The 23,470-nt window shown below is 57.1% G+C and carries 28 protein-coding genes; 9 read left to right on the forward strand and 19 right to left on the reverse strand.

Annotation, left to right across the window (positions count from 1 at the left end; all coding sequences use genetic code 11):
- Nucleotides 1-37: 37 nt before the first annotated feature.
- Nucleotides 38-568: a PDC sensor domain-containing protein gene (locus E1180_RS01145; RefSeq protein ID WP_155189250.1), complete on the forward strand. Its 531-nt coding sequence runs from the start codon at nucleotides 38-40 to the stop codon at nucleotides 566-568.
- A 186-nt stretch (nucleotides 569-754) separates the two neighbouring features.
- On the forward strand, nucleotides 755-2,755 hold the full coding sequence (locus E1180_RS01150; RefSeq protein WP_208996788.1) for a methyl-accepting chemotaxis protein: 2,001 nt from the start codon (nucleotides 755-757) through the stop codon (nucleotides 2,753-2,755).
- 1 nt (nucleotide 2,756) lies between these two features.
- Here the strand turns inward: E1180_RS01150 and E1180_RS01155 are convergent, their stop codons facing one another.
- Nucleotides 2,757-3,446, reverse strand: a complete 690-nt coding sequence (locus E1180_RS01155; protein ID WP_155189251.1) for an MOSC domain-containing protein — start codon at nucleotides 3,444-3,446, stop codon at nucleotides 2,757-2,759.
- A gap of 6 nt (nucleotides 3,447-3,452) precedes the next feature.
- The gene (locus E1180_RS01160; protein WP_155189252.1) at nucleotides 3,453-4,007 is read right to left on the reverse strand and encodes a MarR family winged helix-turn-helix transcriptional regulator; all 555 of its coding nucleotides are present in this window, start codon (nucleotides 4,005-4,007) and stop codon (nucleotides 3,453-3,455) included.
- 89 nt (nucleotides 4,008-4,096) lie between these two features.
- On the opposite strand from E1180_RS01160, the gene E1180_RS01165 reads away from it, so the two are divergent.
- Nucleotides 4,097-4,855: a hypothetical protein gene (locus E1180_RS01165; RefSeq protein ID WP_155189253.1), complete on the forward strand. Its 759-nt coding sequence runs from the start codon at nucleotides 4,097-4,099 to the stop codon at nucleotides 4,853-4,855.
- Between the two features lie 57 nt (nucleotides 4,856-4,912).
- Here E1180_RS01165 and E1180_RS01170 read toward each other — a convergent pair whose 3' ends face one another.
- The 6 genes from E1180_RS01170 to lgt form a co-directional block, all read right to left on the reverse strand.
- A complete protein-coding gene (locus E1180_RS01170) occupies nucleotides 4,913-5,845 on the reverse strand; it encodes a ribose-phosphate pyrophosphokinase (RefSeq protein ID WP_155189254.1) in 933 nt (310 codons plus the stop codon).
- 226 nt (nucleotides 5,846-6,071) lie between these two features.
- Nucleotides 6,072-6,542 carry a hypothetical protein gene (locus tag E1180_RS01175; RefSeq protein WP_425280886.1) on the reverse strand — a complete coding sequence of 157 codons (471 nt, stop codon included), beginning with the start codon at nucleotides 6,540-6,542 and terminating at the stop codon, nucleotides 6,072-6,074.
- A 126-nt stretch (nucleotides 6,543-6,668) separates the two neighbouring features.
- Complete coding sequence (locus tag E1180_RS01180; RefSeq protein ID WP_155189255.1) at nucleotides 6,669-7,826, reverse strand: M24 family metallopeptidase; 1,158 nt, start codon at nucleotides 7,824-7,826, stop codon at nucleotides 6,669-6,671.
- 9 nt (nucleotides 7,827-7,835) lie between these two features.
- Nucleotides 7,836-8,600: a peptidoglycan editing factor PgeF gene (gene pgeF / locus E1180_RS01185; RefSeq protein WP_155189256.1), complete on the reverse strand. Its 765-nt coding sequence runs from the start codon at nucleotides 8,598-8,600 to the stop codon at nucleotides 7,836-7,838.
- A 57-nt stretch (nucleotides 8,601-8,657) separates the two neighbouring features.
- Nucleotides 8,658-9,746 carry a class I SAM-dependent methyltransferase gene (locus E1180_RS01190; RefSeq protein ID WP_283404394.1) on the reverse strand — a complete coding sequence of 363 codons (1,089 nt, stop codon included), beginning with the start codon at nucleotides 9,744-9,746 and terminating at the stop codon, nucleotides 8,658-8,660.
- Nucleotides 9,743-10,576, reverse strand: a complete 834-nt coding sequence (gene lgt / locus E1180_RS01195) for a prolipoprotein diacylglyceryl transferase (RefSeq protein WP_155189257.1) — start codon at nucleotides 10,574-10,576, stop codon at nucleotides 9,743-9,745. The genes E1180_RS01190 and lgt overlap by 4 nt, the downstream gene beginning before the upstream one ends.
- Nucleotides 10,577-10,805: 229 nt before the next feature.
- Here lgt and E1180_RS01200 point away from each other — a divergent pair, with 229 nt between their 5' ends.
- The 5 genes from E1180_RS01200 (at nucleotide 10,806) to E1180_RS01220 (ending at nucleotide 13,916) form a co-directional block, all read left to right on the forward strand.
- Nucleotides 10,806-11,051: an accessory factor UbiK family protein gene (locus E1180_RS01200; RefSeq protein ID WP_155189258.1), complete on the forward strand. Its 246-nt coding sequence runs from the start codon at nucleotides 10,806-10,808 to the stop codon at nucleotides 11,049-11,051.
- A 364-nt stretch (nucleotides 11,052-11,415) separates the two neighbouring features.
- Complete coding sequence (locus E1180_RS01205) at nucleotides 11,416-11,916, forward strand: type III secretion system chaperone family protein (protein ID WP_155189259.1); 501 nt, start codon at nucleotides 11,416-11,418, stop codon at nucleotides 11,914-11,916.
- A complete protein-coding gene (gene proC / locus E1180_RS01210; protein ID WP_155189260.1) occupies nucleotides 11,913-12,731 on the forward strand; it encodes a pyrroline-5-carboxylate reductase in 819 nt (272 codons plus the stop codon). Before E1180_RS01205 ends, proC begins: the two co-directional genes overlap by 4 nt.
- 58 nt (nucleotides 12,732-12,789) lie before the next feature.
- Nucleotides 12,790-13,506, forward strand: coding sequence for a TetR/AcrR family transcriptional regulator (locus E1180_RS01215; RefSeq protein WP_208996791.1), 717 nt, complete (start codon nucleotides 12,790-12,792; stop codon nucleotides 13,504-13,506).
- Nucleotides 13,507-13,574: 68 nt separating this feature from the next.
- A complete protein-coding gene (locus E1180_RS01220; protein ID WP_283404393.1) occupies nucleotides 13,575-13,916 on the forward strand; it encodes a tRNA-binding protein in 342 nt (113 codons plus the stop codon).
- 15 nt (nucleotides 13,917-13,931) lie between these two features.
- Here E1180_RS01220 and E1180_RS01225 read toward each other — a convergent pair whose 3' ends face one another.
- The 3 genes from E1180_RS01225 to E1180_RS01235 are packed head-to-tail and all read right to left on the reverse strand — an operon-like array spanning nucleotide 13,932 to nucleotide 16,631.
- Nucleotides 13,932-15,344 (reverse strand): ATP-binding protein, encoded by a 1,413-nt coding sequence (locus tag E1180_RS01225; RefSeq protein ID WP_341873538.1) that lies wholly within the window; start codon nucleotides 15,342-15,344, stop codon nucleotides 13,932-13,934.
- A complete protein-coding gene (locus E1180_RS01230; RefSeq protein WP_155189261.1) occupies nucleotides 15,337-16,035 on the reverse strand; it encodes a response regulator in 699 nt (232 codons plus the stop codon). The genes E1180_RS01225 and E1180_RS01230 overlap by 8 nt, the downstream gene beginning before the upstream one ends.
- A 38-nt stretch (nucleotides 16,036-16,073) precedes the next feature.
- Complete coding sequence (locus tag E1180_RS01235) at nucleotides 16,074-16,631, reverse strand: MarR family winged helix-turn-helix transcriptional regulator (protein WP_155189262.1); 558 nt, start codon at nucleotides 16,629-16,631, stop codon at nucleotides 16,074-16,076.
- Nucleotides 16,632-16,873: 242 nt separating this feature from the next.
- Between E1180_RS01235 and E1180_RS01240 the strand changes: the two genes are divergently transcribed.
- Complete coding sequence (locus tag E1180_RS01240; protein WP_155189263.1) at nucleotides 16,874-17,776, forward strand: branched-chain amino acid aminotransferase; 903 nt, start codon at nucleotides 16,874-16,876, stop codon at nucleotides 17,774-17,776.
- A gap of 269 nt (nucleotides 17,777-18,045) precedes the next feature.
- Here the strand turns inward: E1180_RS01240 and E1180_RS01245 are convergent, their stop codons facing one another.
- From E1180_RS01245 to E1180_RS01280, 8 genes are all read right to left on the reverse strand, one after another.
- Complete coding sequence (locus E1180_RS01245; protein WP_283404392.1) at nucleotides 18,046-19,356, reverse strand: multidrug effflux MFS transporter; 1,311 nt, start codon at nucleotides 19,354-19,356, stop codon at nucleotides 18,046-18,048.
- A 93-nt stretch (nucleotides 19,357-19,449) separates the two neighbouring features.
- Nucleotides 19,450-19,917 carry a molybdenum cofactor biosynthesis protein MoaE gene (locus E1180_RS01250; RefSeq protein ID WP_283404391.1) on the reverse strand — a complete coding sequence of 156 codons (468 nt, stop codon included), beginning with the start codon at nucleotides 19,915-19,917 and terminating at the stop codon, nucleotides 19,450-19,452.
- Nucleotides 19,918-19,920: 3 nt separating this feature from the next.
- Entirely contained in the window at nucleotides 19,921-20,172 is a 252-nt protein-coding gene (gene moaD, locus E1180_RS01255) for a molybdopterin converting factor subunit 1 (RefSeq protein WP_155189264.1), read from the reverse strand.
- 47 nt (nucleotides 20,173-20,219) lie between these two features.
- Nucleotides 20,220-20,792, reverse strand: coding sequence for a CDP-diacylglycerol--glycerol-3-phosphate 3-phosphatidyltransferase (gene pgsA, locus E1180_RS01260; RefSeq protein ID WP_155189265.1), 573 nt, complete (start codon nucleotides 20,790-20,792; stop codon nucleotides 20,220-20,222).
- Between the two features lie 120 nt (nucleotides 20,793-20,912).
- Nucleotides 20,913-21,203, reverse strand: coding sequence for an HlyU family transcriptional regulator (locus E1180_RS01265; RefSeq protein ID WP_155189266.1), 291 nt, complete (start codon nucleotides 21,201-21,203; stop codon nucleotides 20,913-20,915).
- Nucleotides 21,204-21,280: 77 nt separating this feature from the next.
- A complete protein-coding gene (locus E1180_RS01270) occupies nucleotides 21,281-21,877 on the reverse strand; it encodes a thymidine kinase (RefSeq protein ID WP_155189267.1) in 597 nt (198 codons plus the stop codon).
- A gap of 95 nt (nucleotides 21,878-21,972) precedes the next feature.
- Entirely contained in the window at nucleotides 21,973-23,049 is a 1,077-nt protein-coding gene (locus E1180_RS01275; protein WP_155189268.1) for an endonuclease/exonuclease/phosphatase family protein, read from the reverse strand.
- Nucleotides 23,050-23,109: 60 nt separating this feature from the next.
- Nucleotides 23,110-23,470: sulfotransferase family protein (locus E1180_RS01280; protein WP_196220490.1), on the reverse strand; the 361-nt coding region annotated here is incomplete at its 5' end.

The following is a 23,470-nucleotide window of genomic DNA, read 5'->3' on the forward strand; positions in this document are numbered from 1 at the left end:
GAAAGCTATCTTTAACTCCCTAATACTTTTCTCTTTTATGTCTGGAACAGCGCTTGCCAACGAGTTTCAGTCTGAATTGGAAGCCCTTGCAAGCGGTCAGATTGCAGAGATTGCAAGCTCTGGCGAAGTCATTGAGGCCGTAAAGGCACAAAACCTGGAGACGGCGGGTCACGATCAGGCAAAAATCGATGAGTTGGATAAGACCTGGCGGGCCGAGGCCGAGGCCGTTGACCAGCCCATGATCGACAGTGTTCTTGACAACTCTTTATCAGGGTATCTCGCTGATCTCCAGGATGGCAGCGATGGCCTGTTTACGGAGATTTTCGTGATGGATGCCAAGGGCCTGAATGTCGGACAGAGCGATGTCACGTCCGACTTTTGGCAAGGGGATGAGGCCAAATGGTCCGATACGTATGGTGCAGGTGCAGGTTCTGTCCATATCAGCGAGCTTGAACAAGACGAAAGCACGCAGTTGCTGCAGAGCCAGGTCAGCGTGCCTGTTGTTGATCCTGACAGCGGCCAACCGATCGGGGCCGTGACCTTCGGAGTGAACGTCGAAAATCTTTAATTCAGGTTCCTTCCGGCAGGGCCATTGTGGCCCTGCCGTTTATTGCCAGGAGCGCAATCCGTGAAAGTTTCCAGGAAGTTGCCGGCCATCATGGTCGGACTAGCCTTAACTTGTTCTGCTGCAGTGGGTCTTGCCAGTTACGTATCGGGTGCCACCAGCATCCAAAATCTGGCAGAGGATCGCATCATGGGGCTTGCACAGAGCCGCAAGGACGCGCTTGTGCACTACTTCGAAACCAAGCAGGCAACGATTGCGGGCCATGCGTCGGGCAAGGGACTGCGGGCAGCTTACTCAGATTTTGACAAGAACTGGGCAAAATATGGAGACGATGCGCAGGCGACGCTCACAAAAATTTATGTCACTGACAATCCGCACCCAGCTGATCAACGTGCGGAGTTGGTGAAGGCGGGCCGAAAACCCTACGACAAGGCTCATGCGAAGCATCACACTGTGTTGCGCGAGTTCGCTAAAGCAAACAGTTTCCATGAGTTGCTTCTGGTGAACCTGGAAGGTGATGTCATATACACAGTTGAGAAAAAAGATGACTTCGCCAAAAACCTCAACTCCGCTGAATGGCGGGATACTGCCGCTGGAAAAGCCTTTCATGCTGCAATAAACGGCGGTGCCGACGCCCTCCACATTGTTGACGTTGATGACTATGCGCCATCCCCGGATGCGCCGGTCGGGTTTATCTCGGCCCCTATCGCCATCGGTTCAAAAGTTATTGGCGTTGCCTTGTATGAGACAGCCGTTTCCAAAATCAGCACCATGCTTGGCAAATATTCCGGTCTGGGTGAAACCGGGGATGTCTTTCTGATTAACAGCGATGGCGACATTCAAAACGACAGTCTGCGCACACCGGAAATCTCTGAGGTTATGAGCAGCTCGCTTGCGGTCCCGGAAGTCACGAAAGTTCTTGGCAACGAGGCATCCTTCAGCCACCTGCAAGACTTCCAGGGCCGGGATGTTTTCGAAGCGTCGGTGCCCTTCGCTTTCCTTGGCAAAAACTATGCGCTGGTAGTTCTTCAGGATGCCTCCGAAGTACTTGCCCCTCTTGCCGGTTTGCGCAATTGGATCGTTGTTATTGCAATGATCACTGCAGTTGCGGCCGGTATCGTGGCCGTCTTGATCTCGGCAAATCTGTCTGGCCGGATCCGCAAACTGGCAGGCGTTCTTGGCCGGCTGGCCGAAGGGGACACCGATGTTGAAATCCCGGCTCAAAGGTCCCGCGATGAAATTTCCGATATCGCGCAAACCGTCGCGGTGTTCCGGGAGAATGCTCTGGAACGCGAACGTTTGCAGGCAGAACAAGACGCAGGCCGCCGGGCTCAGGAAGCCCAGGCGGAAGCTGTCCGGAACCTGATCGAAGGTTTTAGGGGCGAGGTTGAAGATATGCTCAACGTCGTTGCGGAGAACAATAACCGGATGCAGCAGACCGCTGAAAACCTGAACAGCATCGCGGATGAAACCTCAGGCGAGGCAACCAATGCATCGGCAGCCTCAGAGCAAGCATCAGCCAACGTCCAAACCGTTGCATCGGCCTCCGAGGAGCTTTCCGCGTCCATTCAGGAGATCGGGCGTCACGTGGATAATACGACCCAGGTGATCCGCGAGGCGGTGACCTCCGCTCAAGAGACAAATGACCGGATTGGCGGCCTCGCTCAGCTTGCGCAAAACATCGGCGAGGTGGTGAACCTGATTTCCGCCATCGCGGAGCAGACGAACCTTCTGGCACTGAATGCGACGATCGAGGCCGCCCGTGCCGGCGAGGCGGGGCGTGGTTTCGCGGTCGTTGCGTCTGAAGTGAAAGAGCTGGCAACCCAGACAGCGAAAGCCACCGAACAGATCGAAACCCAGGTTTCGGAAGTTCAGGCAGCAACGTCCGACGCCGTCACGGCGATTGCAAGCATTGCCCAGACCATGGAGCAGGTGGACGAATACACCGGCACGATTGCAACGGCCGTCGAAGAACAAGGGGCAGCCACCACGGAGATTTCCGCAAACGTTCAGGAAGCTGCGGTTGGCACCCGTTCCGTTGCTGGGTCCATGATGACAATCAGCGACAAGTCGCGGATTACGAGCGATTCAGCAAGCGAGGTTCTGCAGGCGTCAACGGATGTGAGCCACCGTACCGAACGCCTGCGCGACACCGTTGACCGGTTCTTGAAAGAAGTTACAGCCGCTTGATCTAGCCGTCAGGAAGACGCCGCGAGGTGTCTTCCTGAAAGCCGGGATCGGCCTTTTTCGTAAAAGCTGCGCGCCATGGGTCTGCAAGCTCACTCAAGCTGCTCAGACCGAGTGCGGTTTCGCGGTCCAGTTTTGGATTGAAACGGGCAAGGATGACCTCTTTCAGGTTCCAGGTGGGGCAGGGCCGGTCAATAAGGGTCAGGGTATCTCCAGCTTCAATAAAGCCCGGGTCCAAGACGCGGTAGTACCATCCCGTCCGCGCGCTTTTCTGGAAGGAGGCCGCCATGGCCGGGTTCTCCGTATGCAGGTTCAGCTTCCAGCAGGGCTGGCGGCCTTGCGAAATCTGAAGGCGGACCGTCCCCGCTTCGAACACATCGCCAATGCACAGGTCGGCCTCGACAAACCCTTGGGACGAGATGTTCTCCCCAAAGCCGCCGGGCAGGAATTTGCCCGCGAGATCCGGGAATGTGTCTTTCCAGGTCTCATAATGTTCGGATGCGTAGTGATGAATAGCCTTTTCCGGGCCTCCATGCACCGCTAAGTCGGCTTGACCATCCAGCAGAAAACCGTTTGGGCCCACTTCAAGCCGGCCTTCCGTTCTTGATTTGCCGATGGCTGATGGCGCTTTGCCGTCCCACCGCTGCTGTGGTTGCCCGGTGAATAGCCCGAGAATGGTGCTTGTCGGTGTCATGCAGTTTCATCCATTTGGCGTGTGTTCATGGCAGATTTGCTCTGTTTCCGGCGGGCGGAGGGGGATTTCGAGCAAGGCGCAAAACCCTTCCGGACCCGAATTTCTATGATGACGGCATGTCTTGCAAACGCCGAAAGACCGTCCGCCGCGCTTCTGTAAGGCCGACGTCACGAGGGCCGAGAGAGCATCTGCCAAGGCAGTTGCCGTGTCCTCCGTGAGGCCATCGATGGCCGGGCTTAAGGGGGGCGGGGTGGTCAGAAGAGCCTGTCCTTCCGCCGTGACATCATACCGGATGCTGCGCCGGTCGTTCTCAGCCCGTGTTTCTCCAATCAATTGTTTTCGGGCAAGCGCCTTGAGTGTTTGTGAGGCGGTGCCCCGTGTGGTCGCAAGGTAGTCTGCGACATGGGAGGGCGCGCGGGAGAACCGGTTTGCTTTGGACAGATAGTTGAGCGCCGCGAGCTGCGACGGATTCAATGGCCCGTTCCACTCGTCAGCGGCATTCAGGCGGCAAAGCCGGTCGACAAGTTCGGAAATGCGGTGGGTGCAGTCATTTGATTTCATGGTTCTTTTATAGCGAGTCGAAATTAAACTTGCAATAATAGCGACTCGCTATTAAAAAGCCATGACCATCAAATACGGAGTAGAAGTCAATGTTCAAAAACATTCCTGGACTCGCCCTGATCGCCGCAGCGCCCGCAATCGCACTGGCCGATGGCGGTCATAGCCATCAGGCCATCCATCAAACCGGCGCTGTTGTCTCCGCGGAAAATTCTGAGATCGACCAGAGCTTCGATATCCTCGCGGCGCATGTTCACCGTGAAGGCCGGATCGTGACGTTCCATATGACTTTGAAGGGAACCGCAGGTGAAACCGTTCCCGAAAGACACGGAGATTTGGGTGGCGCGCCGGTTCTGTCCTATGTGTGGCCGACATCCTTGTCTCCCGAAACGGTCGGTTTCGAAGCGGATGGGGGCATTCTGGCACTCGCAGCCACCAGTCATCCGGACTTTGATGACACGCCGCTTTTTGATGAAGACGGTGACGGAGACGTCGGGAACGACGGTGCCAACTGGCATTCCCATTGGGTGGTTCTGGCCCCCAACGAGGCCTGCGGCGATGGAGCATTGGGCGTGAAGGACATTCCTGAAGGTACCACCCCAAACATGCCCGCGACCTGGCCGGGCCTTCCGATTTACATTGATAGCCCCGGATACACGCCTGTCCTGAAGGCCGAGGAAATTACAATCAATGTCGGCTTCGAAGATCCTGCCGTTGTCGAAAACATGTCCTATGACGGTGTGACCTCTGCTTTGCGGGTCAACCAGAGCATTCATGCACCGCTTCTTTGCGTGGTGGATGTCTTCGACGTCGCCTCAGGCGACTTAAGCCTGCCGGGACGTGTTGAGTAGACATAAAAAAAGCGCCCCGCGGTGTACGGGGCGCTCTTTGCATCAGATGGACTGTAATCAGTTGAAGAGGCTGGAGACCGACTTTTCTAGTGCCGTACGGTTGATCGCTTCGCCGATCAGGGGCGCAATGGAGATGGCCCGGATATTGGCGGACGCTGTAATGGCGGCCGTTGGTTCGATCGAATTGGTGATCACCAGCTCTTTGAGCTTGGATGATGTAACGCGTGCAACGGCGCCACCGGACAGAACACCATGGGTAATGTAGGCAGTGACCGATTTTGCCCCTTTTGCCAGAAGCGCTTCCGCGGCGTTGCAGAGGGTGCCGCCACTGTCGACGATATCGTCGACCAGGATGCAGTCATACCCATTCACCTCACCGATGATGTTCATGACTTCTGATTCTCCGGGCTTGTCCCGGCGCTTGTCGACGATGGAAAGCGGGGCTTCGATGCGCTTGGCCAATGCCCGGGCGCGGACCACGCCGCCAACATCCGGCGACACCACCATGACATTGCCGGTTGCATACCGTTCCTTGATGTCACGCGTCATGACGGGAGCGGCAAACAGGTTGTCTGTCGGAATGTCGAAAAAGCCCTGGATCTGTCCGGCATGAAGATCCATGGTCAAGACGCGGTCCGCTCCTGCCTCGGTGATCAGGTTGGCGACCAGCTTGGCGGAAATTGGTGTCCGTCCCGAGGCCCGGCGGTCCTGCCGCGCATAACCGAAGTAAGGAATGACAGCCGTGATCCGGCGGGCGGAAGACCGGCGGAGCGCATCGATGATGATGAGCAGCTCCATCAGGTGGTCGTTGGCCGGATAACTGGTCGGCTGCACGACAAATACGTCCTCGCCGCGCACATTTTCCTGGATTTCAACGAAGATTTCCTGGTCGGCAAACCGCCGGACCTGGCATTTGGCCAATGGGACATCCAGATATTTGGAAATTTCCTCAGCCAGGGCTCTGTTGGAGTTGCCCGCGACGATCTTCATGAGCCGCAAGTCCTTCTGGTGCGACACCGGGTCTGCCAGGGCGGCAAACACGCGGAAAGGGCCTTAGTCGTAGTCAAGATGCCGTATGCTGAGGGCAGACTATGTAACCCTTGGCAGGCGGCGGCGTTGTAACAACCAACCATCCAATCGACAACAGCCATCAGGACCACAAAAGCGCTTTTTTCGAAATTTTGTGACCCTACGCTTCAGTTGTCCGGCTAACTAATTATTGTCGGTTGAGCCAAGCTTTGATTTCTACCATGGAGCGATTTGCGATACGGCTCAATTCCGATGAGCTTACCGACTGCCACGGGTCCCCCGAAGTACCTCCGGTGGATTCCGTTCCTGAGATTCGTTTCAGCCGCTTGCCAGAACTGTCGACAATGTCGAACACATAAAACACTGTTCCAGGCTCTCCCGTTGCCGCCAGATATCCGTTGACACGGTAGGTTGCGCTCGCACCAACACGGCGGACCAGCGTGATCCCCTGCCTGCGGGCCTCCGAGCCGATCTGTTCCGAGAGTTCATCGGCGATATTGCCCGGCGCTCCCGTAAAAGGCTCGAAGGCGAAGGTTGTCTCACCGGGTACGGCTTGGGACCGGGCAATGGAGGGCGCGGTTACGCCCGCGGAAACAGCGGCCGGCGGTTGCGGCGAGGCCTGGCAGGCCGCCAGTCCTGTGACGAGCACCAGACCCACAAATTTGCGGACGGCAGAGCGGGAGAAGAGGTCGGCAAGGTTGGGCATGAACACGCCTGGCTGTAATGTCGTTTTCGAAACCGGTGTCGTTGCTGCCTGAATCGCAGGCCGCAAGGTGATCATGGTTTAGCCTGACTTGACCGGAAGGTCGAGAGGCAGCGTGGATAAGCTTTCGGGAGTGGAATGTGTCGTCAGATAGGTCTGGCCGACGCACATTGCTGTTTCGGTGATCGAATCCAGCAAGATCATATGCATGAACAATACCATGCCGGCTTCGATCTCCGTGGTGTTCGACTTAAAGGCCATGGGCGCATCCATCCAGGAGGGGGCAAAACGGGCGCCAAGCGAATAGCCGCATGAGTTCAGACGGTGCGGCATGAGACCGTGCGAGTCCAGACACTCGGCATGTGCCTCGAACACGTTGCCGAATGTACGGCCCGGGACAAGCTGTGTCTCGACCGCAGTGAGCGCCTCGCGCGCTGCTATGTACATCTCGTGATGTCGCTCCGTCGGACTGCCGATAACAACAGTGCGCATCAATGCCGCGTGATAGTGATTGTAGCTGCCCGCCCATTCCAGGGTGAGCTGGTCGTTCTGGCCGAGCGTCCGGCGGCCGGATTTGTAGCGGCACAACAAGGCATCGCGTCCAGATCCGATGACGAACGGGTTGGCGGAACAATCGCCGCCGCCTTCCAGGACTGCATTTTGCATGACTGCCAGAATGCGCGCTTCGCTGGCCCCGGGCCGGACTTCCTCAAAGGCCGCATAGTAGGCGGCATCCGCCAGTTTCGCAGCCTCCCTTACATACGCGATTTCGGCAGGGCTTTTGACCGAACGTAGCCGGTCGACCAACCCGGAGGCGTCCTGAATGTCTGCAAAGCTCGACAGCTCGGCCTCCATGGAAAGGCCGACCCGGCCCGTCATGCCATGGGTGTCATACTCAATCCCAATCCTGCTTCCGAGCAGGTCCATGTCGAACAACAGGTCCTTGAGCTGGAGAACGGGGTTGGCACCGCCACTGTCAATCCAGATACGGATGTCGCTGATATTCGACGTGTGCTTGGCCTGCCGTTGATCGGCTGAGCGGGTGAGAAGCACTTTCCGGCCGTCCTGCGTGACGACGAGGCACTGAAAGAAGCAAAACCCGAACGTGTCGTAACCGGTCAACCAATACATGCTCTCTTGCGCGAACATTAAGATCGCATCGAGCTTCTCCGTCTCCATGACGGTTTTCAGACGATCAAAGCGGGACTGAAACTCTTCGCCGGAGAAGTGGAGCGCCATGACAGATCCTTACTTCAGTGCAATCACGCTGATTTGCCGCCCGTAGTCCGGTTCACGGCGATGGGTGGTGCGGCGGTAGGAGAAAAACCGAGCTTCGTCCCGATAGGTACACACCGCCAGATCGGTCACCTTCGCAAGGTTCAAGGCGCGCAGGCGACCGGTGATGAAGGCTGGAAGGTCAAACATGAAATGCCGGGCCTTCTCAGACGCAGTGAAGTACTGGTTGTTGGCCGGATCCGTTTCGTTAAAGCGGGCATGAAATTCCGGTCCAACCTCATAGGCTTTCGCCGAAATCGAGGGGCCGAGGACAGCGATGATCCGCTCGCGTTTCGCCCCCAGATCTTCCATGGCCGTGACCGTGTTTTCAAGAATTCCGGTGACAGCACCTTTCCAGCCTGAATGGGCGGCGCCGACAACCTTGGCGCCGGGATCTGCAAACAAGACCGGCCCGCAGTCAGCTGTCGCAACACCTATTGCCAGACCTTCGCTCCCGGTTACCAGCGCGTCCGCTTTCCTGTTCGCATCTTCGCTCCAGGGCCCCGAGACCATGATCACATCGGGTGAATGGATTTGGTAAGGGGACAGAAGGCGGATGGGGTCGACACCGAACGTACTCGCCACGCGGGATCTGTTTTCCAAAACCAGATCGCGATCATCGTCAGAGCCAAGGCCGATATTCAAACTGCCGTACAGCCCGGAGGAAACACCACCCTCCCGGGTGAAAAAACCGTGCGAGATCCCGTCGAGTTTAAGGTCGTCGGCCTCCAGCTTCATAATGTGCTCCGAATAGTCTTTCGCCGGTTGCAGCGCTTTGGCCGAACCTTGTTCGGTTCAAGTGTCTGAGTCAAATGGCGGGAATGAGACACCCTTCTGGGTAATTGCCAGGACCTTAAACAGTTTCCCCATCTGATCCGGGCCGGCAAGACGCTCGACCGCGTCCCGTATGGCTTCCTGTTCCGTGTGGGGCCGTCCGGTGCCGAGGCTCCCGGCGCGCTCCAGAAGGCCCGACTTCAGCAGGAAGTCGCCTTGGGTCATGAGGGGCAGGGCCGCCGCCCCGGCGTCCTTTGCGGCCGCTGCGAGGGCTTCGAAATTGACATGGGCTGTCAGATCAGCCTCACCCGGATGAGCCAGGACATCATCAAAGGCGTGCTTGTGGAGAGCTTGCAACGTGTCCCCGGCTGCCGGTTTTTCGTAGCCATAGTCGATAAAGAGAGCAATGCCGCCATGACTGGCAATCCGGCTGCCGATGTCGTGAGCGATTGCGTTGGCTGCGGGCTGTGTTTCCAGGATGCTGCCTAAAGGTGCGTCTTGGGCCGAAGCCGGTGTTAACGCCTCCGGCAAACGCACGCTCCCAACACCAAAACAAAGCTCGCCCGAAGCGTCTAAACCAATATGACGTTCCTGCCAGCCGCCCTTAGTGCGGACAAACTGATGAATGGGAAGCGCGTCAAAAAACTCGTTGGCGACAAGGATAAGCGGACCTTCCGGGACATCCTGAAACCGGTCTTGAAAATGCGGGGTCAGTGGAGCGGCTTTCAGCGTTTCTGATTGAAGGGCGCGCAACCGGGCGCTCATCTCAACCAGGTGAAGCTCGCCGGCGTCCAGAAATGCCGGCCTTAGCGCAGCCATTCTCAAAAAGTCCGCCATCAAGGTGCCGCGCCCAGGGCCAAGCTCGACGAGATGAAACGCCTCCGGTCTGCCAATCGCCTCATAGCCTCCCAGACAGACGGCCCCGATCAGTTCGCCGAACATCTGGCTCACTTCGGGGGCCGTGATGAAGTCCCCTTTGGCGCCGAACGGTTCGCGGGTGGTGTAATACCCGGCCTCCGGATCGGTCAGGCACACCGACATGAACTCGGCAATGGTGAGCGGGCCGCTCGCGGCAATGCGGGCCTTGATTTTGGCCTTCAGAGCGGTCACTCGGCCACTGCTTTCGGCTTGCGGGTTGCAGACCAGATCATGACCGCAAGCCCGGCAAGGATCATCGGTACGGACAGCAGCATGCCCATGGTGAAGAACCCGGAGAGGTATCCGATATGGGCATCAGGTACGCGGTAGAATTCGGCAATCGATCTTCCGATGCCATATCCAAACGCAAAAGCGCCTGCCAGAAAACCGGGTTTTTGCAAGAGCTGGAAACGGTAGGACAGAACCCGGAGCACAAGAAACAAGATTACGCCTTCAAGCGCGGCTTCATAAAGCTGGCTTGGGTGGCGGGGCTCCGGGCCGGCTCCCGGAAAAACAAACGCCCAGGGAACGTCTGTGGGGCGGCCCCAGAGTTCGGCGTTGATGAAGTTGGCGATCCGTCCAAAGAAGATCCCGATGGGTGCCGCACAGCCCGCCAGGTCAAACAATGTCAGTACTGAAACGCCCCTGCTTGCGGCGAAGAGAACCATCGCGATGACTGTTCCAGCAAAACCGCCATGAAAGGACATGCCGCCGGTCCAGATCGCCAGCGCTTCGGCCGGGTGCTCAAGGTAGTAGGCTGGATTGTAGAACAGGACATAGCCAAGCCGTCCGCCTATGATGATCCCGAGCGTTCCCCACAAGACAAAATCGTCAAGGTCGGCTGCTGTCGGCCGCTTCTGTCCGGCCCACAGGCGGTCATTCTGAATCAGTGCACGCATGTAGCGCCAGGCCAGCAAAATGCCGACGATATAGGCCAGAGCGTACCAGCGCAGGGCAAAAGGACCGATTTCGAAGAGGACCGGATCAATATCAGGAAACGGAAGACCAGTATGGGGTGGCAAGACATCACCTGTTGTTTAGGCCCAACAGTCCGATTGGCTTCGGGCGAACCGGCGCCACGCTTGCGCCATCTGACGGCGGACGTCAAGCCGCGCTGGATCACAGCCACGCGAAAGGGTTCTTGAAGTTGCGCGCAAACCCTCATACCTGTTCTTCCATAGGCGTCCGGGTGGACGATATCTCCGGACCGGCCGCTTCAACGTTTCATACTGTCTGATCAAGGAGGGTCGGATGACCCAAGGCCCAAACCGCATTCTCGACGATTTTGCAAAATTGATGACCGACGCTGCCGGCGTGGCCCAAGGGGCGCGGCGCGAAGTCGAAACGGCCTTCAAGGCACAGGCAGAGCGTTTCCTGTCCGATATGGACATGGTCTCCCGTGAGGAGCACGAGGCTGTGAAAGATATGGCTGTGCGCGCACTCGACAAAATCGAAGCGCTCGAAGCCCGGCTGGACGCGCTCGAAAACGCTAAATGAGTCCGGATGGGATTTTTGGGGCCGTCTGCGGGCAGGCGGCCGACGATTGCTGTTCATAATTCATGACAAGACGACGACAGTTGGACTTGGCGGAATTGCAGTGTTTTTGAGCAGTTTGCTGATTATTCTTGCTGAGTCGTCCACAACTTTCGGCTTTTGAGCGTGAATTGCTAGGTATCGCCAAAATGATTCCTGCACCTATACTCTAGGTAACAGGGATTCGTCGGAGCAGGGCGGAACCGGTTCCTCTTAAGAAGGGCCACTCAAGGACGCGTTTTGCTCCTCCGGCTTGGGACTTATCCCGGCGGCCCGCTCGGTTATCCTAACCGGGTACCAGGCCCCGGCTCGAAAGGGGAGAAGGCACATGAGCCTCATCGAGATCGACTTCGAGCGACCTGACAATCCCGTCGATACCATCGAAACCGTTGCTGCATTGAACGACTGGACCTTTGAACGGTCGGACGATGACGAGATCACCATCTCCATTGCCGGCAGCTGGTGCGATTACCATGTGTCTTTCTCCTGGATGGAAGATGTCGAGGCGCTTCATCTGGCCTGCGCCTTCGACCTGAAGGTCACAGACCTGCGCAAGACCGAAATTGTCCGGCTGCTGGCTCTGATAAACGAGCAGCTTTGGGCAGGGCATTTCGATCTGTGGAGCAAGGAGGGCGTCATCATGTTCCGCCAGTCCTTGCTGTTGTCCGGCGGTGCGCAGGCATCGTCCGCGCAGATCGAGACCATGCTCCAAAACGCACTTGAAAACTGCGAGCGGTTCTATCAGGCTTTCCAATTCGTGGTCTGGGCCGGTAACACGGCTGCGGACGCTTTGGATATGGCCCTGTTTGAGACTGCAGGAGAAGCATGATTTTTTCAAAGGAACGGCCCTTCCTTCTTGTCGGCGCCGGCAAGATGGGCGGGGCTATGTTGTCCGGATGGATGGCGGAGGGCATCGACCCTGCCGCCATTATCGTTTGTGACCCTCAACCATCCGATGACATGGTGGCATTTTTATCCGCGAAGGGCATCCGCCATGTCACGGCGGTCCCTGACGATGTCACCGCAGGAATTGTCCTTGTTGCGGTCAAACCGCAGATGATGGACCGTGTCCTGCCCGGACTGAAATCTGCCGTTTCGGACGACACGCTTGTCATGTCTGTTGCCGCGGGAACGCCAGTCTCGAAATTCACGTCCGTTTTCGGCAACGTCCCTGTCGCGCGCTGCATGCCGAACACGCCGTCCATGGTTGGCCGTGGCATCACTGCTGTTTACCCCACCGGAAACGTCAGTGACGCGCAGAAGACAACAATTGGAGACTTGCTCTCTGCCGTTGGCAAAGTTGTCTGGCTGGACAAGGAAGAACAGATCGATCTTGTCACCGGAGTGAGCGGATCCGGTCCTGCCTATGTATTCTTCCTGGCAGAAGCGCTGAGCGAAGCTGGAAAGGCTGCCGGGTTACCGGACGCCCTGGCCGAGGAACTGGCCTTCGCAACGGTCTGCGGAGCTGGTGAGCTGATGCACCAGTCTGCTGATCACCCTGCACAGCTGAGGAAAAACGTCACCAGCCCGAACGGCACCACTGCTGCGGCGCTCGACGTTTTGATGCATGCCGATGGCATGCAGCCGGTCATGACCAAGGCCGTTGCAGCGGCCGTGGCCCGTGCCCGGGACCTCTCAAACTGACACTCTGGAAGCGTCATGCGGCGGACAGTCACCCTTTCCGCCGCCGTTCGCAGTGCCTATGTTGAGGGTTACTAACATTGTTCCGGAGGCCATGATGGCAACTGCGAAGACCAAGCAAAAAATTCTGAAAACCTTCCTCGACCTGCTGTCGTCCCATTCCTATGACGACGTTTCCCTGCCGCTTGTCGCTGACACGGCCGGGGTCAAACTGTCGGACATGCGGGCAGCTTTCGGATCGAAACGGTCGCTTGTCGCCGCGTTCCTTGAGAAGGTTGATGCGGAGGTTCTTGATGAACGCGACGAGGACATGGGCGATCAGCCAGCGCGGGACCGCTTGTTTGATGTACTCATGAACCGTATCGATGCTTTGGCAGCGCACAAGGAGGCGGTGAGGTCCCTTCGCAGCGCAGCCAAGAAAGACACGGCACTTGCGCTCGACCTCAATCAACTCGAGACACGCTCGCAGAAATGGATGCTGATCGCAGCCGGGATTGATTTGTCGGGTCCCAAGGCCGGCCTGGTCTCACAAGGTCTCGCCATTGCCTTCAACCGTGTTGTCGATGTTTGGCTGGACGAGGAAGACGAAGGCATGCCGCGGACAATGTCGAAACTCGACAAGGAGCTCGACAATGGCACGTCGTTCATGAAGCGGATCAACCGGCTTGAAGGGCTCTTTCAGGGGATCGGCTCGCTCTTGCGAACCGCTGCCGACCGGCGCGGGCGCTCAAAAAAGACAGCATCAGCCTCCGACGATGAGGTTGCGGAGCCGGTCTGAACAATTTCCGGGCTTGAGGTTCTGGAGACTCTTCGCCATGGTCCCTCCAATTTGGCAGGGAGGGTCTTGTGAGCGACCAGATCGGTTTTGATGATTTCTTGAAAGTGGACGTGCGGGTCGGGCAAATCGTGGAGGCGGAAGAATTCCCCGAAGCACGCAAGCCCGCCTACAAGATGCGGATCGACTTCGGTGAAGAGATCGGTGTCAAACGAACTTCCGCACAGATTACGACACATTACACACCCGATCAGCTGGTCGGAAAGCGGGTGCTGGCTGTCGTCAATTTTCCGCCGCGGCAAATCGGTCCGGTCATGTCCGAAGTCCTCACGCTCGGTGTTCCGGACGAGGATGGAGAGGTGGTGCTCATTTCCCCGGACAAGGAAGTTCCAATTGGCGGCCGCCTCTACTGATTCCTGAGGTTGGTATTAAGCCGGGATCCGGATGCGGGCTCTAAGCCCGCCAAGCGGACTGTCTTCCAGTGTCAGGTCGCCGCCATGGCCGCGCACGATGTCCCGGGCAATGGCAAGTCCGAGACCGCTCCCAGCCTCATCCTGATTGCGCGCAAGATCCAGCCGGTGGAATGCCTGGAACGCGGCCTCGCGCTCGTCTTTGGGAATTCCGGGGCCATCATCATCGACAGTAATCTCCAGCCAATCCGCCTCAATGGTTCCGAAGAGCTTTGCACGTGTGCCGTATTTGAAAGCGTTGGTGACCAGATTGGACAGGCATCTCTTCATGGCAACACGGCGCAGGTCCAGTTCCGATGGACCTTCGAAATAGGCTGAAATGGCATGGCCGGAGATCTCGGCCTCTTCCTCAATCTCCTCAAACATGACCGCCATATCCACGGCTGCATAGTTTTCGTCGCCGTCTCCACGGGCAAAGGCGAGATAATCCTCGAGCATGTGGCTCATCTCGTTGACGTCTTTTTTCATGGCGTCACGCTCCGGCGTGTCGGCCAGAAAGCTGAGCTGGAGCCGGAGACGGGTCAAAACGGTGCGCAAATCATGGCTAACCCCGGCCAGCATTGTCGTGCGTTGTTCAATCTGCCGTTCGATACGCCGCCGCATGTCGATAAAGGCAAGGCCCGCACGCCGTACTTCGCGGGCACCGGAAGCCCGGAAGTTTTCGACCGGGCGGCCCTTTCCGAATGCCTCGGCCGCATCGGCCAAACGAACTATTGGCCGGATCTGATTGCGGAGGAACAACAGGGCGATGACGAGAAGAACGAGGGATGTCGAGAACATCCAGACCAGGAAAATATGAGAGTTGGACGCAAAAGTCTGGCTGCGGCGGGTAAAGACCCGCAAGACAGAATCGTCCAGCTGGATCCGGATTTCCACAAACCGGGACCGCCCAACGGTATCAATCCAGAACGGCTTGCCGATCCGCTGGCTGATCGCCTTGCTTAGTTCCTGATCGATCACATTAAAGAAGGGTTTTGGCGCAGGCGGCGGCAGGGGCTCCGGCGGCATGACGGTCATCGACATGCCTAGTGCGGCAGACCCAAGCTCTTCTATCCGGGTGTAATTCGGGCCTTGCGGATAATTTTCCAGGACATAAACAACCGCTGCGATCTCCCGGACAACGGCCTCCGACATACGCTGGGAGACGAGCTGGTAGTGCCGCTCCATGAACACAAAGACGAGGACAGACTGAAGGATTACGATCGGAGCGACAATGATCAGGAAGGTCCGCGTATACAGGCCTTTCGGCATGACCTTGTATAGGAAACGGGAGACCTTCCTGTATGTTCTGTAAAATGGCCGAAGCGGCAACAGAACCTTAAAGCGCCGGAACACATCCTGCGTTTCTGTCAAATGAGGGCGGTCAGTCACAGGCAAGCCTGTATCCAATCCCGCGCACCGTCTGCAAATAAATCGGGTTTCCGGGGTCGTTTTCTATCTTCCGCCGCAACCGGTTGATCTGAACATCGACCGTGCGCTCTCCAAGGCCGCTATCATCGCCTACGATCTTGTGGCGCGGCACCGTCGCACCGGGTTGATCTGCGAAGATAGACAGGATCTGTTTCTCGCGGTCGGTCAAGCGGACCAGGTCATCACCATTCTTCAACTCGCCCCGGCCGACATTGTAGCAGAACGGTCCGAATTTTATCTCCGCGACGGATTGCGGCGGAGCCTGATTGCCGCGCCGGAGGATGGCCGCGACCCGGAGGAGGAGTTCTTTTGGTTCAAACGGTTTTGCAAGGTAATCATCCACACCGGCCTCAAGGCCGGCAATCCGGTCCGGTGCGTCCGACCGTGCCGTCAGCATGAGGATCGGAACTTGGGACTCGCGCCGCAAGTGGGCCGCCAATTCCAGGCCGGTTTCGCCCGGCATCATGACGTCGAGGACGATCAGGTCGAATTCTAGGCCGGACAGACATGTGCGCGCCTCCGCTGCGTTTGCTGCGCCGGAGACCCTGTAGCCATTTTCTTTCAAGAGCCGGCCCAGCAGATCCCGGATGCGCTTGTCATCGTCAACAAGCAGAATGTGATTGGCATTGTCATCGGGCAACGGAGCGTTCATTAAGCCTGATATCCTTCACAAAAAGTCCAGCGCCAGGATCAACCCTTGAGATCAAACGAACTGCGCACGAGTGCCAGGATGTCCGCGCGCGCGTCCGGGTCGATCATTTGCAGGAGAAACTGACGGATGGTTTCTTCACTGCCATTTGGCAGCCCGATTAGGGCGCGTTCAAGGCGCACCTTTTGAAGGCGCGTCAATTCCTCGGCGAGCGCATGTCCTTGTTCCGTTGTGTACAATAGACGCTGGCGCCGGTCATGCAGGCCTTCGCGCTGCTCGATCATTCCCGCATCCACCAGCTGCTTCAAAACGCGCCCGAGGCTCTGTTTTGTGATCCGGAGGATATTCAACAGGTCAGTGACCATCATGCCGGGATTGCGTTCCACAAAATGCAGAACCCTGTGATGCGCGCGCCCGAAATCAAACTTTGCCAGGACATCGTCCGGATCGCCGGTAAAGTCGCGGTAGGCAAAGAACAAAAGCTCGATGAGGTCGTAAGGCAAGGAGGCATCGTCCGATGATTGATCGGATGGTCCGGATGTACCGCCGGCCCCCGTTTGTCCAGGCAAAGACATGGTTTTGAAATTTACGTCAGTCATATTGACTTAATTCTGGTCGATTGTTACTTCTTGGCGGCTGCGGACGAAATGATCGGTCTTTTTGATGCTTTTTCATGCATCAGATGTTAAACGAATCCGATCAAAAACGCCGCAGATATCAAGATACCGGTAGTTGGGACGCTGTGCAAAACATACAGTCATCCCACAAGCGCATTTGATGGGTGCCACACGGCTCCGCGGCAAGACAACAAAAACGCCTAAAAACGGGCGGGAGATAGAGAATGGCTGCAACGCCTTTTGATCAGCTCAGCGGTGATATTTGGTACGATGGAACATTCGTGCCTTGGTCGGATGCAAAACTGCATATCCTAAGCCACGGGCTCCACTACGGAAGCAGTGTGTTTGAAGGCGAGCGGGCCTATGGCGGCCGGATCTTCAAATCGGAAGCGCACACCGAACGGCTTCTGGAATCCGGCCGGATGCTGGGGTTTGAAATTCCCTGGACTGCTGATCAGATCAACGCCGCCAAGGAAGAAACGCTGGCGCGTATGCAGCTGACCGATGCGTATATCCGCCCGGTTGCCTGGCGGGGCAGCGAGATGATGGGTATCTCGGCTCAGAAGAACACCATCCACCTGGCAATCGCCGCCTGGGAGTGGCCGAGCTACTTCAAACCGGAAGAGCGGTTGAAAGGCATCCGGCTGGATCTTGCGGAGTATCGGCGTCCGGATCCGCAAACAGCGCCCTACAAGGCAAAAGCGGCCGGTCTTTACATGATCTGCACGATCTCCAAGCACGCAGCTGAATCCAAGGGCTATACCGACGCTCTTATGCTGGATTGGCGGGGCCATGTTGCCGAGGCAACCGGTGCCAATGTGTTCTTCATAAAGGATGGAGCGATCCACACGCCGACACCTGACTGCTTCTTGAACGGGATTACCCGCCAGACGGTTATGGATCTGGCCCGTGCGAGGGGCATTGAAGTCATCGAACGGACCATTTTGCCTGAGGAATTGTCCGGATTTGAACAGTGCTTCGTGACAGGAACGGCCGCTGAAGTGACACCGGTGTCCGAGATCAACGGAACAACCTACCAGGTCGGCGAGATTATCAAGACCTTGATGGAAGACTACGACGCAGCCGTACGTCCCGAAGCCCCCGCGCTTCAAGCCGCTGCTGGCTGAACACTGGTCTAGACCCCAGGGCAGACCATGTTAAAGGCGGCCAAAATGGCCGCCTCAGACTGCTGATAAACTTTCAATTCGTCATCCCGGACGCAGCATCGCTGCGATCCGGGATCGGTGGACCCCGGAGGTTAAGAATAATGCTCACTGCAACTGTAGTTTTGTGGCTCTCCGATCCCGGTTCGCGCTGCGCTTGACCGGGATGACCCTGGTTGTAAGGGGCTTTGTCATCAAGTTCAGGCGGCCAAATGGCCGCCTTTTTGTTGCTGCTAGTCTTTTTCCGGTGTTTCCCGGTCGAGGGCATGGAACATCCGGCCCTTTTCCGCATAGAGAATACAGCCAAGGGCTGCGAGGCCGTAAAGCGCAAAGGCAAGACCGAGCGGCTGTGTGCTTCCATTGAACTGCTGTCCCATTGCATAGCCGAGAAGAGCACCACCGAGCGTGCTGATGAACCCGATCACCGAGGAAGCCGTGCCGGCAATGTCGCCCAGGGGTTCCATGGCCATGGCGTTGAAGTTCGCCCCAACAAAACCGAAGGTCATCATGATCACGGCATTCAGCGCCAGGAACAGCCAGAAGGTCTCAAGCCCGGCAGCTGAGATCACAAAAATCACGACACCTAGGCCTGTGTAGCAAAGCGTCGCGATATGGGAGAGGCGGCGCATGCCAATCGCCTCGACCAGCTGGGCGTTCATGAAGGATGCGGCCGCCATGGTGATGGCAATGGCTGCAAAGACGAGCGGAAACAGGGCGCCTAGGTCGAAAATGTCGACAAAAATCTGCTGAGACATGGCAAGAAACGCGAAAAGGCCGCCAAAAACAAACGCCGTGCCGACCGTGTAGCCGAGACTGGTGCGGGTCTTGAATACGGTCATGTAGGCGCTGACAATGTTGGCCAGCACCATCGGTCTGCGTTTTTCCGCTGGCAATGTTTCCGGCAGGCGCAAGGCGCACCAGACCAGCATTGAAATACCGGCAAACAGCAGCAGGGTGAAAATCCAATGCCAGCCGGCAATGATCAAAACGCCCTGACCGATAGAGGGGGCAATCACCGGAACGGACATGAACACCATCATGACCAGTGACATGACCTTGCCCATGCGCCGGCCCGTGTAGCAGTCCCGCACCACGGACAAGGCTGTCACCCGCGCGCCCGCGCAGCCGATCCCCTGGACAAGCCTTGCCAGAAGTAACTGATCCACATCCGAGGCAAAAATCGCGGCGATGCTTGCGAGGCTGTACAGGGCAAGCCCGCCAACCAGAACGCTCTTGCGACCGATCGCATCTGTAATGGGACCAAAAAACAACTGGGCTCCGCCGAAGCCGATCAAATAGGACAGCAGGATCAGTTGGCGGTCATTGTCTTCGGCAATGTTCAATGCGTCGCCGATTGCCGGCAGGGCGGGCAGCATGACGTCAATGGCAAGAGCATTGAGCGCCATGATCATCGCAATAATGGTCACAAACTCGACGAACGGTATTCCCGGGTCCCGAACAATTTCAGGATTGGAAGCGGCTGCTGCTGTGTCTGACGGCGAGCGGCTCACGTTGGAGCGGTTGTTTGCAGTATCTTTTTTCACAAGGACTGGACCGGAATGTTGAGAAGGTCCAATTGCATGGCATTCATGCAAAGGAGAGATCCGGGACTTTATAAGGGCAGATGCAAAATGTCTTCAGGTGTTTTTCCACCGGGCAGCATCTGTGTCGTCAGCCGCCTTTGCCTCGACCCAGACACTGGCCCTGCCGCTGACCGGGTGCTCCTTCTTCCAGAAGGGCGCACGGGTTTTCAGGAAATCCATTAGAAAGTCGGCCGCTTCGAAGGCGGCCCGTCTGTGCGCGGAAGAGGCGACGACCAGAACGATGTTCTCGCCCGGTTTGATTTTGCCGTACCGGTGGATCACGCTTAAACCAGTCAAAGGCCAGCGGGCCACTGCCTCAGTGGCAATTCGGCTCAATTCGGCCTCTGCCATTCCTGGATAATGTTCCAGCTCCAGGGCACTCAATGTACCGGCTTCGTCCCGGCAAAGACCGGTGAAGGTCACCACTGCGCCAACGTCCTGCCGTCCTTCTGTGAGGCTCTTGCTTTCCGCCAGGGCATCAAAGTCGTCTTTTTGCACCCTGATGGTTGGTTGAACCGGCACTGCTCAGCCTCCGGTCATTGGGGGGAAAAAGGCGATCTCCCGCGCACTGCCGATCTTTGCATCGGTTTCAACATGGAGCTGATCGACGGCAACGCGGATTGCATCTTCTTCTGCAAAGGCGGCGGCATGATTGGCGTCCAGTGTTTTCAGATGGCCGATCAGATCGGCAACCGTTTGAACGGTTTCCGGCAGCTCGATCGTCTCTTCATCGGTTCCAACACGTTCACGGACCCAGGCAAAGTAGCGAATGATCATGGGGTCTCCTGAAACTGTGACTTGATGGTCTGGTGAAGCGGCCAGGGCTACTCTTTGATCAAGTGGCCGATGCCGGCACGGAAATAATCATAACCTGTATATAAGGTCAGCAGGGCCGCCAGCCAGAGGGCGACGAGACCGGCCAGCGTAGTGCCGGGGATTAGCAGGTCGCCAGCCGGTCCAGCGAGCAGCAGGCCAATTGCAATGAGTTGCACGGTTGTCTTCCACTTTGCCAGCTGGGTTACCGGGACACTGACCTGAAGTTCGGCAAGAAATTCCCGCAAGCCTGACACCAGGATCTCGCGGCACAAGATGATGATCGCGGCGATCATGGACCACCCGCCGATCGTCCCGTCTGCTGCCAGCATCAAGAGGCACACAGACACAAGCAGCTTGTCTGCAATCGGGTCCAGCATCTTTCCCAAAGCAGATTGCTGTTGCCAGGCGCGTGCCAGGTAGCCGTCGAAGAAGTCTGTAATCGCTGCAAGAATGAACAGTCCGAACGCGATCCAGCGTGGCGTCGTGCCCTCAAAATAGAAACAAACGGCAACCGCAGGAACAGCTGCAATGCGGCCATAAGTCAGGATGTTGGGAAGGCTAAGGGCGATGTTACGTTTCATGGCTGCTTTCTGAACCGGGGCGGTATCGGCCATGTCAGGCGGGGGAACCGGAACCGGCGCAACAGGGATGGCTTGTTGTCCTGATGTCAGTATCTGTCCGACGTGGGCGGTCTGTCTTTTCTAATCGAATATGGTGTCGCCCTGCTGGTCAATCATCATTTTAGCCTTCCGGATCATTTCGTTGGCCGCATCCGTCTCGCCCGGCAATGTATCGGCCCGGATGAAACGATGGGTCTTGGTTGTTTCTCCGAAGTCTTTTTCGATCCGTCCCGACACCTGCCACTGGCCGCTCGAGGACTGGGGCTGTGCGATGATCCGATAGTTGTCGTAAACCACCATCGTTTCCTTGGAAGCGCTTTTGGGAGCTTCGCCCTCAGAAGAAAACAGGTTCTTGAAAAACTTCCCGATCATACGCGTTGTCCCGTTGTGGCAATTCTACCCTCTTTTAAGGGCGCGCGGTGGCACCTTCAAGCCATCTATCCGGTCATCTATCCGTCCTGGGACCCGTCAGAGAGCTGTCGTGCGGACCAGTGCCGCCGGCACAAGGAAACATAGGTCTCATTTCCGCCGATGACGACTTGGTTGCCTTCTTCGACGATCTTTCCTTCGCCATCCAGCCGGGCCACCATCGTGGCCTTACGGCCGCACCAGCAGACCGTTTTGATCTCCTTCAGATTGTCGGCAATCGCAAGGAGGGCGGCACTTCCGGGAAACAGCTTTCCTTGAAAGTCTGTCCTTAGGCCAAAACACATGACCGGGATGCGCAGTTCATCGGCAACGCGTGCAAGCTGCCAAACCTGAGCCTCGGTCAGAAACTGGGCTTCATCGACCAGGACAGCATTTACCGGCTCCGCGCGATGCGCTTTCGTTACATGTGCCAGAACATCGGTGTCTGACGAAAACACATCTGCGTCCGCCGCGAGGCCGATCCGCGAGGCAATCCGGCCGGTGCCCGCCCGGTCATCGAAGGCAGCAATAAGCAGGAGCGTCGTCATGCCCCGTTCCTGGTAGTTATAGGCTGCCTGCAGCAAAACGGTCGACTTGCCGGCATTCATGGACGAGTAGTTGAAGTAAAGCTTTGCCATCGTTTCTTTTTTGTAAGTTGCATCCTATCGGCTTTTGGAGCGATTCCGGCAAAGGCCTCAAATGCTGATCCGCCTAACCCACAGCGAACCTGACCCTAGTTCCTTACTGCCAGGTCAACGACCAGAGGCAGATGGTCCGATCCGATATCCGGACCAAGCGAAACACCCAAAACCTCCAATCCTTCGGTTACGGCAAATTGATCGACAGGTGCTCCCAGGATCCAATGCAGCCGGTAATCGAAGAAGAAGCGGGTCGTTTGGGGCCAACCACCGGGATAGGCGGTTTTCAGGTTGTTGTCTGACAAGGACCTTTGGAAGCGTGCCGACCAGGGCGCGCTGTTCCAGTCGCCGATGGCGAGCAGGGGCAACTCGTTGGCGGACCGCAGGTCCCGGATCAGATCATCGGTGGCATCAAAATACCGCCGCTTGTTTTGCCAGCGGCTCTTGGTGCGCGGACTGTCGGGGTGGATGGCGACCAATTTTACGGCTTTGGATGGGGTTTCCAGCGTGAGGCTTATGAGTTCCCTGTCGGCATCATAGTAGACATTGGCGCCTGGGGGCGTCTCGCCGTCTATGGTAATAGGGCGTATGCCGGTGATCGGAAATCTGGAATAGACGACCAGACCGCCAAGCTGTCCAACATGGTAATTGCCCGGAAAACCGCCGGAACCGGCACCGCCGACCGGTAAACCAAGCCGCTCCCAGCGCCGCTCTTGCAGCCACCATAGTGTTTCTTGAAATACAATGACGTCCGCATTCACTGCGCTCAAATAGGCTTGAAGGACAGTGTCGCCCAAAAAGAGATTTTCGATGTTGATCGACACCACACGAATTTGGTTGCCATGGTCTGGTGATTGGGCAAGAGAAACCGTGTTTTCCGTTGTTCGGACCAGGGTCAAGCCTGCCAAAACGACCATGCCTGTGATCGCTATGGCCACTGTAAACTTGTAGAGTTTCGAAAGCCGGTGACGGAGAAACAGTCCGCTGAGCCCCATCACACACCCGAATGCCCCGGCCCCCAGGAACTGCCGCAGGAAAAAGCTCATGTTGTCGGTCAGCCAGAAGTCCGGCGCGGCAAATGCAGAAAGCCCCAGCCCAGCGGCCGCTATCGCGCCCAGGCAACAGCACCAGCAAAAAAGGGAAAACAACGTGACCGGCAAGCTGCGAGGCATGTGTTCAGCCAACCTTTCAACCCCACCCGCGGCGGAAAGTGGGGGCGGGCGAGTTCAGTTTCACACCATTCCAAGTTCTTCAAGAAGCGGCTGAATATGCGGCTCGTACTTTTTCCAACGGCCTCGGGAAGAGGTATATATTGGTTGCCGGACCTGTGATTGACTGGCCGTAAACACTTGATTGGAGCTTTTGTAAAACTCCAGACACGCCGGATCCCAATCCAATCCAAGATGATCGATTAGTTTTCGGCTTTCAGCTTCCTGGTCCGAAACAAGATCTTCGTAGCTCTGCTCGTAGATTGTCACTGGTAAAATTTCTTTCCAGTGATCCATGAGTTCCTCATAGAGCCGGTAATACTTGCCCAGCGTTCGCTGGTCTATGTTGTAAGAATGGGCTGAGTTCAAGGATGTTGTGTAGATC

It is taken from the genome of Roseibium denhamense, assembly GCF_009711415.1.
Taxonomy (GTDB): Bacteria; Pseudomonadota; Alphaproteobacteria; order Rhizobiales; family Stappiaceae; genus Roseibium; species Roseibium denhamense.